Origin of the sequence: Mesorhizobium sp. WSM4308 (genome assembly GCF_002294905.1) — a bacterium.
In the GTDB taxonomy this organism is placed as follows: Bacteria; Pseudomonadota; Alphaproteobacteria; order Rhizobiales; family Rhizobiaceae; genus Mesorhizobium.
The window spans coordinates 1-16,473 of the sequence record NZ_NSFW01000032.1 but is presented as its reverse complement, the minus strand read 5'-3'; the positions used below and the strand labels follow the sequence as shown (position 1 = coordinate 16,473).

At 60.1% G+C, this 16,473-nt stretch carries 12 protein-coding genes and 1 pseudogene; 11 read left to right on the top strand and 2 right to left on the bottom strand.

What is annotated here, in order from left to right:
• The first annotated feature begins 284 nt into the window (after window positions 1–284).
• On the top strand, window positions 285–2,027 hold the full coding sequence (locus tag CK227_RS35080; RefSeq protein WP_095776090.1) for a PAS domain S-box protein: 1,743 nt from the start codon (window positions 285–287) through the stop codon (window positions 2,025–2,027).
• Window positions 2,028–2,124: 97 nt separating this feature from the next.
• On the opposite strand, the gene CK227_RS35075 is transcribed toward CK227_RS35080, so the two are convergent.
• Window positions 2,125–2,802 carry a response regulator transcription factor gene (locus CK227_RS35075; protein WP_095776089.1) on the bottom strand — a complete coding sequence of 226 codons (678 nt, stop codon included), beginning with the start codon at window positions 2,800–2,802 and terminating at the stop codon, window positions 2,125–2,127.
• A gap of 622 nt (window positions 2,803–3,424) precedes the next feature.
• Between CK227_RS35075 and CK227_RS35070 the strand changes: the two genes are divergently transcribed.
• The 9 genes from CK227_RS35070 to CK227_RS35030 all read left to right on the top strand — a co-directional run bounded on the left by CK227_RS35070 (window position 3,425) and on the right by CK227_RS35030 (window position 14,043).
• On the top strand, window positions 3,425–4,147 hold the full coding sequence (locus tag CK227_RS35070) for a sugar phosphate nucleotidyltransferase (RefSeq protein WP_019860119.1): 723 nt from the start codon (window positions 3,425–3,427) through the stop codon (window positions 4,145–4,147).
• Window positions 4,148–4,198: 51 nt separating this feature from the next.
• Window positions 4,199–5,335 (top strand): DegT/DnrJ/EryC1/StrS family aminotransferase, encoded by a 1,137-nt coding sequence (locus CK227_RS35065; RefSeq protein ID WP_095776088.1) that lies wholly within the window; start codon window positions 4,199–4,201, stop codon window positions 5,333–5,335.
• Entirely contained in the window at window positions 5,332–6,006 is a 675-nt protein-coding gene (locus tag CK227_RS35060) for a sugar transferase (protein ID WP_095776087.1), read from the top strand. Before CK227_RS35065 ends, CK227_RS35060 begins: the two co-directional genes overlap by 4 nt.
• Window positions 6,007–6,051: 45 nt before the next feature.
• Entirely contained in the window at window positions 6,052–7,056 is a 1,005-nt protein-coding gene (locus CK227_RS35055) for an NAD-dependent epimerase/dehydratase family protein (RefSeq protein WP_019860115.1), read from the top strand.
• Window positions 7,053–8,321 carry a hypothetical protein gene (locus CK227_RS35050; RefSeq protein WP_095776086.1) on the top strand — a complete coding sequence of 423 codons (1,269 nt, stop codon included), beginning with the start codon at window positions 7,053–7,055 and terminating at the stop codon, window positions 8,319–8,321. The genes CK227_RS35055 and CK227_RS35050 overlap by 4 nt, the downstream gene beginning before the upstream one ends.
• Entirely contained in the window at window positions 8,308–9,567 is a 1,260-nt protein-coding gene (locus CK227_RS35045) for a polysaccharide biosynthesis/export family protein (protein WP_095776085.1), read from the top strand. Before CK227_RS35050 ends, CK227_RS35045 begins: the two co-directional genes overlap by 14 nt.
• An 85-nt stretch (window positions 9,568–9,652) precedes the next feature.
• Entirely contained in the window at window positions 9,653–10,567 is a 915-nt protein-coding gene (locus CK227_RS35040) for a class I SAM-dependent methyltransferase (RefSeq protein ID WP_245318411.1), read from the top strand.
• 351 nt (window positions 10,568–10,918) lie between these two features.
• Window positions 10,919–12,673 carry a type I secretion system permease/ATPase gene (locus CK227_RS35035; protein WP_095776083.1) on the top strand — a complete coding sequence of 585 codons (1,755 nt, stop codon included), beginning with the start codon at window positions 10,919–10,921 and terminating at the stop codon, window positions 12,671–12,673.
• 26 nt (window positions 12,674–12,699) lie between these two features.
• Complete coding sequence (locus tag CK227_RS35030) at window positions 12,700–14,043, top strand: HlyD family type I secretion periplasmic adaptor subunit (RefSeq protein WP_095776082.1); 1,344 nt, start codon at window positions 12,700–12,702, stop codon at window positions 14,041–14,043.
• A gap of 50 nt (window positions 14,044–14,093) precedes the next feature.
• On the opposite strand, the gene CK227_RS35025 is transcribed toward CK227_RS35030, so the two are convergent.
• The gene (locus CK227_RS35025; RefSeq protein WP_095776098.1) at window positions 14,094–15,551 is read right to left on the bottom strand and encodes a hypothetical protein; all 1,458 of its coding nucleotides are present in this window, start codon (window positions 15,549–15,551) and stop codon (window positions 14,094–14,096) included.
• A gap of 641 nt (window positions 15,552–16,192) precedes the next feature.
• Between CK227_RS35025 and CK227_RS35020 the strand changes: the two are divergent.
• Window positions 16,193–16,473 (top strand): annotated as a pseudogene (locus CK227_RS35020) (glutamine--fructose-6-phosphate aminotransferase); the annotation flags it as partial.

Genomic DNA, 16,473 nt, shown 5'->3' with positions numbered 1-16,473 from the left:
TACCCCAACCCTAGTTGCTACCGACCCAAGTAAATTTTGCGTGATTTACTTGCCTTTAAATTCCGCCTGCTGGCGGGAATGCGCTCCTTCCACTCTAATTTCGACACAACCGTAGAAATCTGCGGAAGGTTTTTCCGCAGCGTTCCTTGAATATGGCTTCCTGAAGTGCCCTGCCGATCCTGATTCTATTCGCAGGCAAAGGCATGGCAATCGGGCAGTGGTATTAGGCTGCCCCCTAGCGGCCTAGTCTCGACGAGCTAGACATAAGGTTGTAGTCTGGGCGCATGGGTTCGTATCTGCGCTGGCTCAAATCGAACGTGTCAAGCACCCCGTCGGCTCATGTGGCTTCGCTATTGGTGCTTGCAGGATCGATAATACTCGAAGCGATAAGTACGATATATGTCGGCCAGGGTGCGACGTTTATTGCGTTTATCCCCGTAATTATTGTTATCGTGTACCTCGAAGGGCGGTTGGTTGCCATCGCGGCAACGCTTCTCATGGCCGCCGCCGGCTTGTGGATGCGGCGCGTCCTCAACGCCCAACTCTCAGCTGAAGATTGGACGAGCGCTATCTTCCTTCTGGTCTCGGGTGGCCTGATCGCATCCGTGTTCCATCGCCTGCGACAGGATTTGCGCGGGGCGCTCGAGGTTGCGGAGGCGAGGCTCGCTGCCATCGATGCAGCCGAGAGCCGCTATCGTTGGGCCTTCGAGCGCGCTGCCTTGGGTTTTGCAAATGCCAATCGACGTGGCGAACTGTTGCAATCGAACAGACGTTTTTATGAGATGACCGGCTATGGAGAAAAGGAACTTGCCCAGCTGAAGCTGGAAGGACTCGTTCTTCCTGACGATCGAGATGCCGTGCGGGCCTTGTTGAAGGATCTGGATAATGGCGCCGCGTCGTCCGCTGCCGATATTCGCGTCTTGCGCAAGGACGGCAAGGCATTCTGGGCCCGTCTGGCCCTGTCCTCGTCGCGGCCTGACGAGGCATCCACCGAAAGCGTGTTCGTGGTGGTCGACGATATTTCCGAGCGACGAGCCGCACGCGAGGCCCTCCGGGCTCAGAAGGAATGGCTCGATCTCGCTCTGTCTGCCGGACGCCTGGGCACGTGGCGGATAGATATCAAGGAGGGGACAGTCGCGGGCTCCGGCAAGTTCTGGGACATTCTCGGCCTGCCCTCCAAGCCCGTGCGCCCCTTGGAAGAACTATCGGCTGTGGTCCATCCGGCAGACTGGCCGAAATTGGCTGCCTCGGCAAAACCCTCGCAGGCAGTGAACTACGACGTCGAGATTCGTGTCCGGCGGATGGATGGGCACATACGCTGGGTTGCTCTGCGCGGACGGCAGGAAGAACATGGCGACCGCGCAATGCGCATCGGGGTGGCGGCCGATCTGACCGAACGTCGACAGACCACGCTTCTTCGCGCCGCCGTGAAGAAGCACGAGCGCATCATGCTCGAAGACCGCCATCGGTTCAGCAATTTGTTCCCGGTGATCACGGCCCTGGTAAAAATGATCAATGTTCCCGAGAACGACGTTGCCAAATACAAGGAGATGCTGATCGATCGGATCAGAACGCTGGAAGCGACGCATCTCATCCTGTCTCGTCATAAGAGCCTGTCGGGGATGCTCCACGATCTCGTGGCTCAGGAGTTGCAGCCCTTCAAGGAGACACGGGACATAACGGTCAGTGGCCCCTCACTCACAGTGCCAAGTGGCGTCGCAGAGAGCTTTGCGATGATCCTCCACGAACTGACGACAAACTCCGTGAAACACGGTGCGTTGGGTGAATCACAAGGCAAGGTCGGAGTTAAGTGGCAATTCGCATCCGACGGCGCAGGGGACGATCTGGTTTTCGATTGGGTGGAATCGGGAGGTCGGAAGAACTCAAACGTCGTGCGCCACGGGTTCGGGTCCATGATAATCGGCGTGGACGGCACGCCGCTTGTCGGGCATTCGCCGAAATTGGAAATATCGGAATATGGACTGCGATATTCGTTGCGGTTATCGCGGAAGGAAATTGAGCTGTAGTTCTTGCCGCTCCGAAAGCGCGCCGGTTTCTTCGGGCGCGCCCAAGTCTATCCCATGCATGCCGGCCCGAACCGCTTCCCGCTTCGGGTGGCAAACATCAGTTCACGTTTCTCGACATCCACGTTTGCAGCAAAACGGCTGCTTCAGTCCGGTTTCGCACCCCGAGCTCGCGCAGAATGGCAGCGGCATGGATTTTCGTTGTCGCTTCGGCAATGTCCAGATTGCGGGCGATCTCCTTGTTCGAGTACCCTTCCGCCATCAGCTTGAGGACGTCCCTTTGCCTCGATGTCAGTCTGCCAAGATCGCTTGAGCTCATGCGATGACGGATTGGATTTTTCGCCGAGGGGAGGGCTGCATACGCTCTCTGGTCGGCAGACGTTCGAGACAAGAGTGATGGTACATAGATCCGGCCAGCAAGGATCTCATTTACCGCCAAGACGACTTCTTCGTCTTTCTGCGATTTGACGATGTAACCGTGAAGCCCGATCGAAAGAGCGGTCAGGATCTCCGAGCGGGAATCGTCCCCGGAAACGATCGCAAAGCGTGTGTGAGGATACGCAGAGAGAACGTCGCTGAGCACCTCCTGGTTAACCAGCCCAGGCATGTTCAGGTCGAGGATCGCAAGATCGATGGATGCCTGCTCCTCCAGAAGATTGACCACAGCATCGAAACACGCGGCCTCGAATATTTCGGCGTTTGGAATTCCAGCCAAAAGTGCCAGCCGAAGGCCGCGACGATACAAGCCGTGATCGTCGGCGATGACGATCCGATACATTGAACTACCCCAACGCGTTGCCCGGTTCCAGACGAGAATACTCGCTGGAACCTCCCATTCCTCTGTGATGATCGGAACCGCGGTGAGTCCAAAGTCGTAGCCAACCGCTGGTCATCACATCACTGTGATGGTCGCAGCGTCCCAACCCACGCACATCACACATGGCTAATATAGTACTAATTTGTGAGAGCCGTCGTTATTTTTTTTAATCCTGGCGTCCCGTGCCTGCCTGCCGAGCGATATCGAGTGCCCGTCTCCAATGTTCGGTGTGCGGCAGGGCGCTTTGATGGCGGCACCTGCCTTCACCGAGGGCGCACGGGACGGTCCCGGCACTTGGCGGATCGCTGCCTTTTGATCGCAGGACTCGTTCGGCTTCATTGGTCTCATGGCCAGGTCCAGATGCTTGGGTCCGTCCTTGACCTCGCGATTATCTAATACCGGAAACGCTTTGGATCGGTACCATTCGAATGCACGACGACAGCCGCCCCGGCTGTCACATACCCTTCAAGTATGATGTTCGGATTGCCGCCGAGGGTCGAGCCGGATTTGACGGAATGCCAGGTCCGAATGAGCTCGAACACGAAATGCCCGGACACAGGCAACTGCAAATCAGGAGGATCGGATGAAAGCGGTGATTCAATGTGGTGGGATGGGTACGCGCCTTCGGCCCTTCACCTCGGTCCTACCGAAACCCTTGATGCCGATAGGAGCCAGGCCCGTTCTTGAGCTGCTTCTGAAGTGGCTGCGGCGCAACGGCATCGAGGAGGTCTATATCACGACCGGGTATCTCGGGCACCTGATCCGCAGCGTCTGCGGCGACGGATCGCAATGGAATCTGAAGATCAAATACACGCAGGAAATGGAGCCATTGGGCACCATTGGGCCTCTCTCTCTGATCAGGGATGAACTGAACGACACCTTTGTCGTGCTCAACGGCGATGTTCTTACCGACCTGAGCCTCAGCCGGTTTGTGGCGGCGCACCGCATGCATAAGGATCCGGTTACGATCGCTACGGCCTGCCGCCTCATCAAGATGGATTTCGGCGTCATCGACGAGGTCGACAATGCCGTTCAGCTCTTCCGGGAAAAGCCGACGCTTTCCCACCTCGTCAGCATGGGGATTTACTGCATGAACCCGGATGTCCTGCGGTTCATTCCTTCCGGCATCCCATTCGGGTTCGATGACCTGATGCTGCAGATGATGCAGGGCGGCACGACCGTACACGTGTACAAGCATGACGGTCTCTGGCTCGATATCGGTCGCGTCGACGACTTCCAGAATGCGCAGGCGATTGCCTGGGAAGAGCAGTCGACCTCGATCGAGGTCGCGGCCGCGGCCGCATGAAAATCCGGATGTAGAGGCCGAACCCACCACAAGGATTTTTAGGAGGTCAACATGCTCTTGGTAAGCGCCCCGATCCTAGGCGTGCCGGAGAAGGCAGCCCTGTCAAAGGTGATTGACAGCGGCTGGCTTACCATGGGTGAGCAGGTGCGCGCTTTCGAACTGGCCTTTGCCGATATGCATGGCGCGCGAGATTGCGTGGCGGTCGGTTCCTGCACCGCGGCGCTTCATCTCATCCTGCATGCACTGGGAATAGGACCTGGCGACGAAGTACTTGTCCCGTCGCTGACTTTCGTGGCGACCGCGAATGCGGTGCTTTATGTAGGGGCAACTCCGGTCTTCGTCGATATCGAGTCGGTCGACGTGCCGTTGATGTCGCTCGCGGAAGCCGAAGCGCGGTGCACATCACGCACAAAGGCGGTCATCCTCGTTCACTTCGCGGGCTATCTCGCCAATCGGGAACAATGGCAGCGGTTCGCCCGGGTTCGAGGGCTCCATATCATCGAGGACGCCGCACATGCGCCCGGCCTGAGGGAAGTGGGGACGTTCGGCACTGCGGCCGCCTTCAGCTTCTACGGCAACAAGAACATGACAACGGCGGAAGGGGGCGCCGTGATCGCCCGTGATTCCGATCTGCTAGACAGAATCCGCCAGGCCCGCGGGCACGGGATGACCAGCGGGACCCATCAGCGGCTGAACAGCCGTACCCCGCAATATGATGTCACGATGCTCGGGTTCAACTACCGCATGGACGAGATGCGGGCGGCGATTGGGCTGGTCCAGCTGCAGAACCTGCAAGAGTGGAACGAGATCAGACGTATCCTGGCCGTCCTGTATCGACGCCTCATCGCGGAGCATTGCCCGGCCGTGACCATTCCATTCAGCGAACCCAGGACGTCGGCTCACCACATCATGCCGGTCCTTCTGCCGCGCTACGCAAGGCGGCAGGACGTGATCGACGAATTGCGGACGCAGGGGATACAGACCACGATTCACTATCCGCCGGTGCACCAAATGACGTTCTATCGCGAGCGTTATCCCGGCATCACTCTGCCGCGTACAGAGGACTTTGCTCAGCGAGAACTGACAATCCCATTGCACCCCCAGATCACCTCGACCGTCGCCGAGGCGGTTGTGGCTGCACTCGCAAGCGCACTCAACGGCGACGCCCAAGCAGGAACTGCGGCATGAGCGCACTGGACCTTTCCCTTCACCGGCACTTCGTCTCAAGCACCGCTCACGGCTTGGCAAGACGCTCGATCGATCTCGTGGTCGCGGGCGCCGCGCTCATCATATTTGCACCGCTGATGCTTTTGATCGCCGGCGCGCTTCTGCTCGAAGGCGGTGGCTCGATCTTGTTCGCACAGACCCGCATGGGAGCTGGTGGCCGACCCTTCCGCATGTACAAATTTCGCAAGTTCGGTGTGAACTGCGATTCCCAAGGCCTTGCACTGACCGTCGTGGGCGACAGCCGTATGACGACGGTGGGCCGGTTCCTCGCGGCAACAAAATTCGACGAACTGCCGCAGCTGTGGAACGTCCTCAAAGGCGAGATGGCGATCGTCGGGCCACGACCCGAGAGCATGGCTTTCGCCGATTGTTTCCGCGGCGGCCTCGAGGCCGTCCTGCAATACAAGCCCGGCCTGCTTGGGCCAACCCAGGTTCTCTTCCGGCACGAGGCGCATTTCTTCCCCCGATCCGCGGATCCGATCCTGTTTTATCGGGAGGTTATGTTCCCCGCCAAGGCCAGACTCGACCTCTCCTATTATCCTCAGCGCACCATCGTCTCCGACATCGTGTGGATGGCGCGTGGCGTCCTGGCGGTTGTCGGCTGGGTTCCATCACAGCCGATCGACGTATGAACCCCAAAAGGAAAGCGCTCCAGTCAGCCAAGGGAATGCGCAGTCATGAGCTACAATGGCAAGAAAGTTCTGGTGACAGGCGCGGATGGATTTATCGGTTCGCATCTCACTGAGGCGCTCGTCCGCAACGGCGCGGATGTCACGGCTCTGGCGCTCTACAATTCCTTCGACAGCCATGGATGGCTGGACGATTTGCCGGACAAGATCCGCAGCCAGCTGAAGCTCGTCCGCGGTGACGTCCGCGACAGCGCCTTCCTGAACCGGATCGTGCGCGGTCAGGCCGTCGTGTTTCACCTGGCCGCGCTCATTGCGATCCCATATTCCTACGCGGCTGCCCAGTCCTATGTGGAAACCAACATCCTGGGCACGGTGAACGTTCTTGAAGCGGCGCGTCAATGGGAGACGGAGCGGGTGGTGCATACCTCCACGAGCGAGGTCTATGGAACCGCCCAGACCATGCCCATCAGCGAAACGCATCCGTTGCAGGGACAGTCGCCCTATTCGGCATCCAAGATCGGCGCCGACATGATGGCGGAGTCCTACGCCAGGTCGTTCGATGTCCCCGTGGTGATCATGCGGCCCTTCAACACCTATGGTCCGCGCCAGAGTGAGCGCGCCATCGTGCCGACCATCATCCGGCAGGCCCTCGATCCGAATTGCCCCGCGATCATGGTAGGCGATACGAGCCCGATCCGTGACCTGACCTTTGTCGAAGACACCGCGGCAGCCTTCCAGACCGCGGGCCTGGCCGGGCTCGAATTCGGCCACGCCTACAATGCCGGCAGCCAACGCGCAGTGACCATCTCCGACGTATTGGATCTTGTCCTCGAACTAAGCGGTTCCAAGAAACCGGTCCATCGTGACGAAAGGCGTTTGCGGCCGCAAAATTCGGAGGTTCGCGCCTTGCTCGCCGATTCTTCGCGTTTTGAAGGCGAGACCGGGTGGCAGGCGCAGACCAGCCTGCGCGATGGGCTGGAGCGAACGATCGCATGGTGGCGCGCGCGCCTTAGTGAAGGCCGGGTACGGCGCGAAATGGGTTACATGACATGACCCTGCTCCGCCGGCACATGTTGGCACTGCTGCTGATTGCCGGTGCCATGTTCGCGACTATTCATATGATCGGGGGTCGCGAAAGCAGCGCATCGCAAACGGTGAAAAACCTGCCGGACTATCTTGGCCAAGCAACGGATCCCTGGTCCGGCGCGACTTTCGTACGGATCACCGAACCCGGAATTCTCGGCCTCGCGGGTGTCTGCGGGAAGAAATACTGCACCCACCGTTACTCGAGTGCACAGGCCTGGAATGCTGATCAGAGCCTTCTCGTGATCGTCAATGGTTGTGGTGGCATGTGCTTTCTCGACGGGCACAGCTACGTGCCATTGTTCCACCGCGACCGCTCGAATGAAACTGAATGCGAATGGCATCCAAGGGATCCCCAGCTGATGATCTGCGTTGCTGGCCGGCGGATTTCGACCTGGGCGCCACGCACAAATCATGAGGATGTCGTGTTCGACACGGCAGCCTACAGCAAACTTCAGTTCGGGCCTTACAAAGGCAATCCGAGCCGCGACGGCGACCGCATTGCGGTGCGTGCAACGCGCAATGACGGCAAAGCGGTGGTCTTCGGCTACGACCTCAAGGAGCGGCGGAAATTCCCGGATATCGATCTTACCGCGCTTCCGGGAACCACCGGCTCCTGCTCGATCTCTCCGCTCGGAATCAATATTGTGTGCTCACAGGCATTGTCGGACGACCATGAACCGACCTTCGTCTTTTCCATCGACGGCGTCTTGCAACAGAAGTGGATGGAGCACCACCGGCCCGGTCACGGCGACATGACGGTCGATGCCGACGGCAGCGAAATATATGTCGGGATCAGCAAATCGGATCCCGACATATATCAGGTGATCAAGCGCCGATTGGCCGACGGCAAGGTCACGTCGCTGATGAAATATGGCGAGGCCATGCATGCGTCGCTCAGATCCCTGGACAGGCCCGGCTGGGTGTTTCTGAGCTATGGCGGGACGCCAGCCGAAGTATCGCAGCACCCGGACTGGGCGCCTTACGCGCAGCAGGTCATTGCGGTGCGCACGGACGGCAGCGGAGAGGTCCGCCGTATCGTGGAAACGCAGAACGCCCACTTCGACTACTGGAGCGAGACGCATGCCTCGCCCTCGCCGGACGGCTCGCAGGTGATCTGGTCGAGCAATTGGGGTGTGCCCGGTGGCCCGGTATACGATTTCGTTACCCGTGTTGAATGGCCTTCGGAGCCGGTGCCGAACCAGAAGGAGATTGTCGCAAATGGCCTTCAGTAAACGAACCGTTCTTGCCGCGGTTGCGGTGATGTCCCTGACATCGGTGGCCGCCGCAGGCGAAGCCGAGCCCTATCAACTGTCGCCTGGCGATACCGTCGAGATAGGGATAGCGCCGATCCCGGATCGAGCCCAGCGCGCCGTGGTCCAGATGGACGGCAATATCGCCCTTCCCGAAGCCGGGATGATCATGGTCGCAGGCCTCACGGCGTCTCAATTGCAGACGCGCATGCAAGCGCTTTTGCCGACCAAGATCTTTCACGTGCGTCTGGCCGATGGACGGGAGCAGATGGTTGTCGTCAAGCCAGACGACGTGACCGCCATCATCGTGGAGTATCGTCCAATCTACGTGATGGGCGACGTGCTCACCCCGGGACAACAGGCCTACCGTCCGCTCATGACCGTACGGCAGGCGCTTGCCGTCTCCGGCGGCTTCAGCCTTTTGCGGTCACGCGCGGGCCAAACAGGCCCCGATCCGGTTGATCTCAGGCGCGATTACGAAACACTTTGGGGGGATTACACCAAAGACTATTTTCACGCCGCCCGTGTCCGCGCCGAACTTCAGGGCCAGGCGGATTTCGACAAGCAGACGCCGCAGGGGTCACCTCTGTCGCCCAGCGTCGGAGCCGCGATCGCCCAGGCTGAAACCGAGGGGCTGAAGATTGCGCTGAGCGATTTCCAGCAGGAGCAGGCTTTTCTTGAGAGGGGCGAGAAGGATGCGGCCGACCAAATCGAGGTTTTGCAGAAGCGCGAACAGGTCGAGGCCGAGAGCGTGAAGGCGGATCAGGAAGACCTGGCGAAAGTAACCAAGGCGTTTGATGCAGGCAATCTGACCAACACTCGGCTCGCCGATGTCAGGCGCGCCTTGCTTCTGTCGTCGAGCGGTGCGCTGCAAACTTCGGTCGAACTCATGAGAGCGCGGCGCCAGCAGGAGGACTATGTCAGGCAGCACGAACGCAATGACAATCAAAGGAGGATTGCCTTGCTGACGGATCTGAAGGAGACCAACGCGCGGCTGGCCGATGTCACCGCCAGGCTCCACGCCGCCAGCGAGAAGCTGCAACCGACCGGTGCGTCCGCCCAGCCATTGCCGATTGCCGGCGAAACAATCCGGGCTCAGGTCACGATCGTCCGCAAGGTCGGCGATGAATGGCGCAAGCTGTCGGCTGACGAAGACACGATCGTGATGCCGGGGGATACTGTCGAAGCCAGGTTCAGCAGTGATCTGCAAAGCGCGGCAATCCAATAGGCCGCCTCAGTCGCAGTCCGATAAAATGGGTGGGGAGCCTACTTGTTCGATCAGGGTGTCGAACACAACCGAACGGGAGAGACAGGTGAGGCTCAATTCCAGGCATGGGGTGAAGCCGCCGCCGACGAACACGGCTCACATGGCTCAGTCGGCAAGTTACGCTTTCGGTACGCCTTCAGCATCGCGAGTTCCGTGGGCAAAGCCGCAGACCGGTGAGCCCGGAATTTGGCAGGAGCTGACGTCCAACCAGCAGGTCCACACGCAGGGCGACAGGGTGTCGCACGACTACAGGGCCAGCCATTGCGCGCCGGGCTACGGCGCGCAATACAACAAAACGCACGAGTCCGGCTATTATGGCGCGCTTTGGGAGAAAATCGAAAAACCTTTGATCCTGGACGTTCTTCGCCCAATGGGCGGAGCCGGCCGAAACTGCCTCGATTTCGCATGCGGAACAGGTCGCATCGCCAACGTTGCTGCCGGGCTCTTCGGCGAGGTGGTCGGCGTCGACGTCTCCAAATCCATGCTCGACTGCGCGCAAGTTCCGCCCAATGTGCGATTGCTTCAAATCGATATGACAACGCGGCCCCTCGGCGAGACCTTCGACGTCACAACCGCATTTCGCTTCTTCCTGAACGCCGAGGATCAACTGAAGCGGGATGCGCTGAAGGCGATAAATGAGCATCTGAAGGACGGTGGGCGACTTGTGTGCAACGTTCACATGAATGCGACTTCACCCATCGGCATGGCCTCCCGGCTGCTCAATCGGTTGTTTGGACGCACAGTTCGCCACACGCTGAGCGCGGCGACGTTCAAGGAGCTCCTGACCGCGTCGGGGTTCCTTGTCGAGGAGATGGTACCTTACGGCTATCTGCCCCGGCCGGGTAACCTCTTGCCAAGGGTGTGTGAAGCGTTGATGGAGCCCTTCGAGAAGGCGTCCAGAACTCTTCACGTTCCTGGACAGCTGGCGCAACATTTCCTGGTTATCGCGAAGAAGCGCTAAACGACAATCGCACACTCAATTGGCTCCGTGAAACGGCCGGGGAGCCGTTTGGCTGGGGAGCGACTCACCCTCCGAAAGGGACGGCTCGGTGTCGGTCGCACTGCCGGGAACGCGACCTCCACAGCCTTCCGGGACACCTCAAAACGGCAGTTTTCCCCTGATTTAATGCGCCAGGTCCGGGTTTTTCGGACCGGCGCCACGATTTCGCTACATTTTGACCGAAGGCCACATATGTTAGTGGGGCGTAAATTAGAAGACAATGAGGGATACGCTCCTGAAAACCCAAAAATTGACCGTGGCCAGTGGGGCCAATGAGCTTGCGCAACGATTTCTCACCGGAGGTCGCAAGCGATGAGCTCCGGAAGGATACGTTCGCCCGATCTGCGTGGCGCCATGCTCGGCGCCGTGCCCGGGCTGGTAGGCGTCGGCGTCTTCTCGGCGGTCATAAACCTTCTCGCCCTGACCGGCTCCGTCTATATGCTGCAGATCTATGACCGCGTTCTGCCTTCGCAGAGCGTTCCGACACTTGTCGGATTCACGATCGGAATGCTGGGTCTTTACGCGGTCTACGGATTGCTGGATTTCGTGCGGCTTCGCCTCCTGGTTCGAATAGGCAATCGTCTCCATAAGAATCTGCAGCAAAGGGTCTTCGGCCTCTCGCTGTCCTTACCGCTCATCGGCGGGCAGGACGCGAACCGGATACAGCCGCTGCGTGATCTGGATCAGATCCGCGGCTTCCTTTCAGGATTGGGGCCGACCGTCATCTTCGACGCGCCGTGGATACCGTTTTATCTGCTGATCATCTATCTTCTGCATCCTGCGCTCGGTCTGCTGGCAACAAGCGGCGCGATTATTGTCGTGCTGCTCACGGTGATAGCGGAAGTCCTCGGCCGCGCATCGGCGGCGCGCGCGTCCGAGACGCTGGTGTCGCAACGCAATCTTGCCGATTCTGGCCGCCGCAACGCGGAGGTTGTGCGCGCGATGGGCCTTTCCGGGCGGCTTGCCCGCCGCTGGAGCGAGATCAACCACGCCTATCTCACGCACCAGGAACGGCTTTCCGACATTGTCGGCGCCACCGGTGCCCTCTCGAGGGCGCTGCGGATGGCCTTGCAGTCCTCAGTTCTGGGACTGGGCGCCTATCTCGTGATCGGGGGGGAAGCGTCGCCAGGTGTCATCATAGCATCGTCGATACTGCTGGGCCGCTCGTTGGCTCCGGTTGACGCGGCGCTGGCAAACTGGCGAGGCTTCGCGGCTTTCCGGCAAAGCTATTCCCAACTGGCCACGGCGCTGGCTGTCGTCGGTGGGCATGAAGAAGTCATGGAACTGCCGCGCCCGCAGGCGGCGCTTGCGGTAGAGGACCTGACAATAGCGCCGCCGGGCCAGCAAAAACCGACGGTGGCCAATGTCAGTTTTACCCTGTCTGGGGGCGCGGGAATGGCCATTGTCGGCCCGAGCGGTTCTGGAAAAACGACACTTGTGCGCGCTCTGGTGGGCGTGTGGCAGCCCCTTCGCGGAAGGGTAAGGCTGGACGAAGCCTCGCTCGACCAATGGAGCCCGGAAGAGCTTGGTGCTCATGTCGGCTACCTGCCGCAGGACGTCGAACTGTTTGACGGGACGGTTGCCGATAACATTTCGCGATTTGGCGGCAACGACGACGCCAAGGGCGTGCTGGCAGCTGCCAGGGCCGCCGGCGTCGACAAGATGATCATGCGGTTGCCGAATGGTTTTCAAACACGCGTAGGCGAGGGCGGGGCAGCCTTGTCGGCCGGACAGAGGCAACTCGTTGGGCTTGCCAGGGCACTTTATGGCGACCCGTTTCTGGTCGTCCTGGACGAGCCGAATTCAAACCTGGACGTCGATGGTGATGCTGCCCTGGCCGGCGCCATCCTGGGGGTGCGCCGACGTGGAGGCATCGTCATCATTGTTGCGCACCGTCCTTCTGCCCTCAGCAATATCGACAAGGTACTCGTCATGTCGAATGGGATGCTTCACTCCTTTGGCTCGCGCGAGGAGGTCCTGGCCAATGTCATCCGGCCTTTCCCGACCCCTGCCGAACGGCAGGCGTCGGTTGTTCCGATGCAGAAAGGGGTGAGCGGTCATGCGTAAGGTGCTGTTTCATGTCTGACGCGACGATGGTTTCGTATGCTCCGTTCGATAACGGGAGCCGAAGGGCCGAGGCGAATTCGGTCGAGGCGCGCGATGATATCAGGGGCAACCTGATCCTGGGCGCGGCGGTCACGGCCATGTTGGTTGTCGGCGGCGGGCTTTGGCTCGGTTTGACCAAGATCGCCGGCGCGGTGATCGCGCCTGCCACCGTGGTGGTCGAAAGCAACATCAAGAAGGTCCAGCATCTGACGGGCGGCACGATCGGTGGCATCTTCGCGCAAGATGGCGACCATGTGCGGGCTGGCGATGTGGTGGCCAGGCTGGATGACACGCTGACGCGGGCCAACCTGCAAATAATCAGCGAGGATCTTGATCGCACAACCGTCCGGCTTGCACGGCTGGAGGCTGAGCGGCAAGGCCTGCCGGAAATGCAGCTTCCGTCCAGCCTTCAAGAACGGATGGGCGACCCGGAACTGGCTGCACTGGTCAGAGGAGAGCGCACCCTTTTCGAAAGCCGCGCAACGGCGTTGACGGGGCAGAAGGCACAGTTGCAAAGCCGCTCGAGCCAACTCGAACGCCAGATCGATGGCCTCAAGGCGCAGCAGGCCGCGGAAGACCAGTCCGTGGTCCTGCTCGACGGAGATCTTGGCGATGTCCAGGCGCTCTTTACAAAAAAATTGGTGTCCAAGGAGCGACTGAGCAACATCAGATTGGATGCCACCCGAGCGCACGGAGAATCAGGACGCCTGGCGGCGGCGGTCGCTGAGGCACAGGCCAAGATTAGCGAGACCGAACTGCAAATTCTTCAGCTGGATGAGCAAAGGCGCAGTGAAGTAACGAGCGAACTTCGTGAAACCGAAGCCAAGCAGACCGAACTCAGCGAGCGCAAGGTCGTGGCGCAAGACGAACTGACCAAAACCAACATCCGCGCTCCGCAATCGGGAACGGTGCAGGAATCGGCTATCCACACGATCGGCGGAGTGATCGCTCCGGGGGAGGTGGTCATGATGATCGTCCCCGACACCGACAACCTCGTCGTCGACGCGCTGATCCCCCCCTCGCGCATAGATGACGTTCGTCCAGGCCAGCACGTCTCGATCCGGTTTCCGGCCTTCGATGCCGGCACCACGCCTGCTTGCCAGGGGTCGGTCAAGCGCATCTCGGCGGATCTGATCAAGGATCAGCAAAAACAGCTTTCGTATTTCTCGGCGCGCATCAATGTCGAGAACAAGGCGGCCTGCCTGACCGATGCCAAGGTGCTCAAACCTGGCATGCCGGCAGAGGTTCACATAAGCACCGACGAACGCAGCGTCTGGTCTTATCTGCTGAAGCCGCTGACGGATCAGATGTCCAGGGCTTTCCGCCAATGACGTGACGAACTGTTGGAAGCGAGCCGCAAAATACGATCAGCTAGCTCCTCCTACGACGCGGTGAGCGCCCTGCGGCGGACACGGCGAGCGGTGCGCACCGCTCGCTCCGCCGTCACCGGAACCTTCTTGGCCACATCGTTCGTATGCGGCAAGGCGTTCGTGGTGCCACGGAGCCTCTCATAGGGCAGCAGTTCCCTGATCCGGGCGTTGAGCGATGCAATTTCGGCCCGCAGGTCTTCGCATTCCTGCCGGCGGATATCGAGTTGTAGCTGATCGGATGCCTGCTGCAGCGAAAGCTGTGAGAAATTGGCGGTTATCTTCGAAAGGTTCAGCTTGTCGGTCTCGGCCTCCTTGGTGAGGGCCGCCAACCTTTCGTCCGCCACCTGTTTTTCCGCCACCGCGTCGCTCCATTGCAGCTTGAGCCTGGCGATCTCGGCCGATGCCTCGCTGTTTGCGTTCGAGGCGACCTCCAGTCGCGAATGGAGGTTCTGAATCTCGGAACGCAATCCTCGGATCTCGGCACGGCTGCGTTCGAGCCCGGCATCCTTGTCCGCCTCCATGATCCTGGCGGTTTCCGTCACTTCCGACAATTTCGCCTGGGTGGCCTCGAGCGCGGTGTGGAGCCGTGCCGCTTCCTTTTCGCTCTTGCCGAGCGCACCAAGCACTTCGGAATTTCGCGCGGCTTCGTTGGCATGGATCGTGGAGAAGGCGTCCAGCCGGTGCCGCGCCTCGTCCTCCCGCTTCAGCGCCTTTTCCAGGTCGATCGACAGGCTGACATTCTTTTCACGCAGCAGTTTATTTTCGCGCGCGCGCCTGTCGGCCTCGACGGTTGCGGCGGCAAGCGTGTTTGTGAGGTCTCCGAATTCCGCTTGGTTCTTGGCGTTGGTGTTCGCGGCTTCCACAAGCTCCAGCCTTGCCGCGGCCAATGCGCCACGAAGCGCCTCGGCGTCCTGAACCAGGCTTGCCTCGCGCTGCTGCAGGGCCTCCACCATGCTTTCGCGCTCATGCTGCCTTCGGGTCAGGTCATTGACCTTGTCCGACAGGCTCTTTTGCTCTGCGGTCAGGTTTAGATTGGCCAGCTCCAGTTCGTTGGCGCGGAGAATGTCGGCGTGAAGGATATGAAAGAATTCAAAGGTCAGCTGATGTGTGCTTGCGATCTCTGACAGTTTCGCGTTGATCTCCTCGAAATGGAGCTTCGCATCGCGAAACAGCCCGTCAAAGGAACTCAAGGCAGCCATACGGCTCTGCGTATGAGAGGTCAGTCGCCGCAAGGGTTCGGGAGTGCCGGCATCTTCGGCGCCGGCATCATCCTCGGTTTGCGCGCGGCCGCCTTGTTCGCTGTTGTCGTCTGGGATGGGCGGCTCGTCCGCGGTATCGTCCATTGCCAGCGCCGACAGGTCATCCAAGCCAAGGCACTCGTCAACGGCATCAGCCAAGTCAGCTTCGAGATCCTCGAATGACTTCTCCACATTGTTGTCGGCACGTCTGATCAGATCTCTGAACTTCATGCCCTGCATCCCCCTTCCGCATGCCTGGACCCAGCAAGGCGCGGACTGAGCTTCCTTCTGTATCGAGAGATCAGTTCGGCGTCTTCGTTCAATCAAACGATGCCAGGTGCCGGCGGTTCAGCGCCTTAACGGCAACGAGTCTTCGGTCTGGCGGTCGCCGATCACCTCAACCCACCTTTGTGACCCATGCCAGGATGGCTTTTGCGTCGGATGGTCCTTCTCGTGTTCATCTCTGGTTTTTCGTTGCGTGGATCCCAGCGCCGCTCGCTTTCCGGCACGCGAGGCAGTCGGGAGCGCTTTCGCGTGCAAGCCCCAGACAGATCAAGCGGCCCGACAGCCTCTTATAGGGGGGCATCAGGCGGCCGGGCCTAACCGGCTGTTGGGTGTGTTTTGGTTTGCCGGCTGCCTCAACATGCGCCTGGGCCAACGGAAGCGCATCATTCGAACGAACTGTTCGTCGGGCGGCTTCACGCGGCCAACGACGCAAACTCCGCCGCCTGGGCCCACGCCGCTTCGCAGCACGACGGTTTCTGGTCGCGATTAAGGCCGTAGGCTCCTTCGAATGAACGATCAGCCCGTAATCAAGGAGGGATATCTTGCCTTCTACGGTGATATGGCCGGAATTCTGCAGGGGCAAAACCATGTGCGGCATTGTTGGAATCGTCGGGCACGCGCAGGTTACGCCGCTCATCGTCGATGCACTGAAGCGGCTGGAATATCGCGGCTATGACTCGGCCGGCGTCGCCACCATCGAGCATGGCGAACTCGCCCGCCGCCGCGCCGAAGGCAAGCTGATCAACCTCGAACGCCGGCTCAAGGACGAGCCGCTCGACGGCACGATCGGCATCGGCCACACACGCTGGGCCACCCATGGCGTGCCCAACGAGACCAACGCGCATCCGCATTTTTCCGACGGCGTCGC

What these genes read in the sequence shown, in the direction of transcription:
- CK227_RS35080 (WP_095776090.1), top strand. Translation starts at nt 285, where the DNA reads ATGGGTTCGTATCTGCGCTGGCTCAAATCGAACGTGTCAAGCACCCCG.
- CK227_RS35075 (WP_095776089.1), bottom strand. Translation starts at nt 2,802, where the DNA reads ATGTATCGGATCGTCATCGCCGACGATCACGGCTTGTATCGTCGCGGC.
- CK227_RS35070 (WP_019860119.1), top strand. Translation starts at nt 3,425, where the DNA reads ATGAAAGCGGTGATTCAATGTGGTGGGATGGGTACGCGCCTTCGGCCC.
- CK227_RS35065 (WP_095776088.1), top strand. Translation starts at nt 4,199, where the DNA reads ATGCTCTTGGTAAGCGCCCCGATCCTAGGCGTGCCGGAGAAGGCAGCC.
- CK227_RS35060 (WP_095776087.1), top strand. Translation starts at nt 5,332, where the DNA reads ATGAGCGCACTGGACCTTTCCCTTCACCGGCACTTCGTCTCAAGCACC.
- CK227_RS35055 (WP_019860115.1), top strand. Translation starts at nt 6,052, where the DNA reads ATGAGCTACAATGGCAAGAAAGTTCTGGTGACAGGCGCGGATGGATTT.
- CK227_RS35050 (WP_095776086.1), top strand. Translation starts at nt 7,053, where the DNA reads ATGACCCTGCTCCGCCGGCACATGTTGGCACTGCTGCTGATTGCCGGT.
- CK227_RS35045 (WP_095776085.1), top strand. Translation starts at nt 8,308, where the DNA reads ATGGCCTTCAGTAAACGAACCGTTCTTGCCGCGGTTGCGGTGATGTCC.
- CK227_RS35035 (WP_095776083.1), top strand. Translation starts at nt 10,919, where the DNA reads ATGAGCTCCGGAAGGATACGTTCGCCCGATCTGCGTGGCGCCATGCTC.
- CK227_RS35030 (WP_095776082.1), top strand. Translation starts at nt 12,700, where the DNA reads ATGGTTTCGTATGCTCCGTTCGATAACGGGAGCCGAAGGGCCGAGGCG.
- CK227_RS35025 (WP_095776098.1), bottom strand. Translation starts at nt 15,551, where the DNA reads ATGAAGTTCAGAGATCTGATCAGACGTGCCGACAACAATGTGGAGAAG.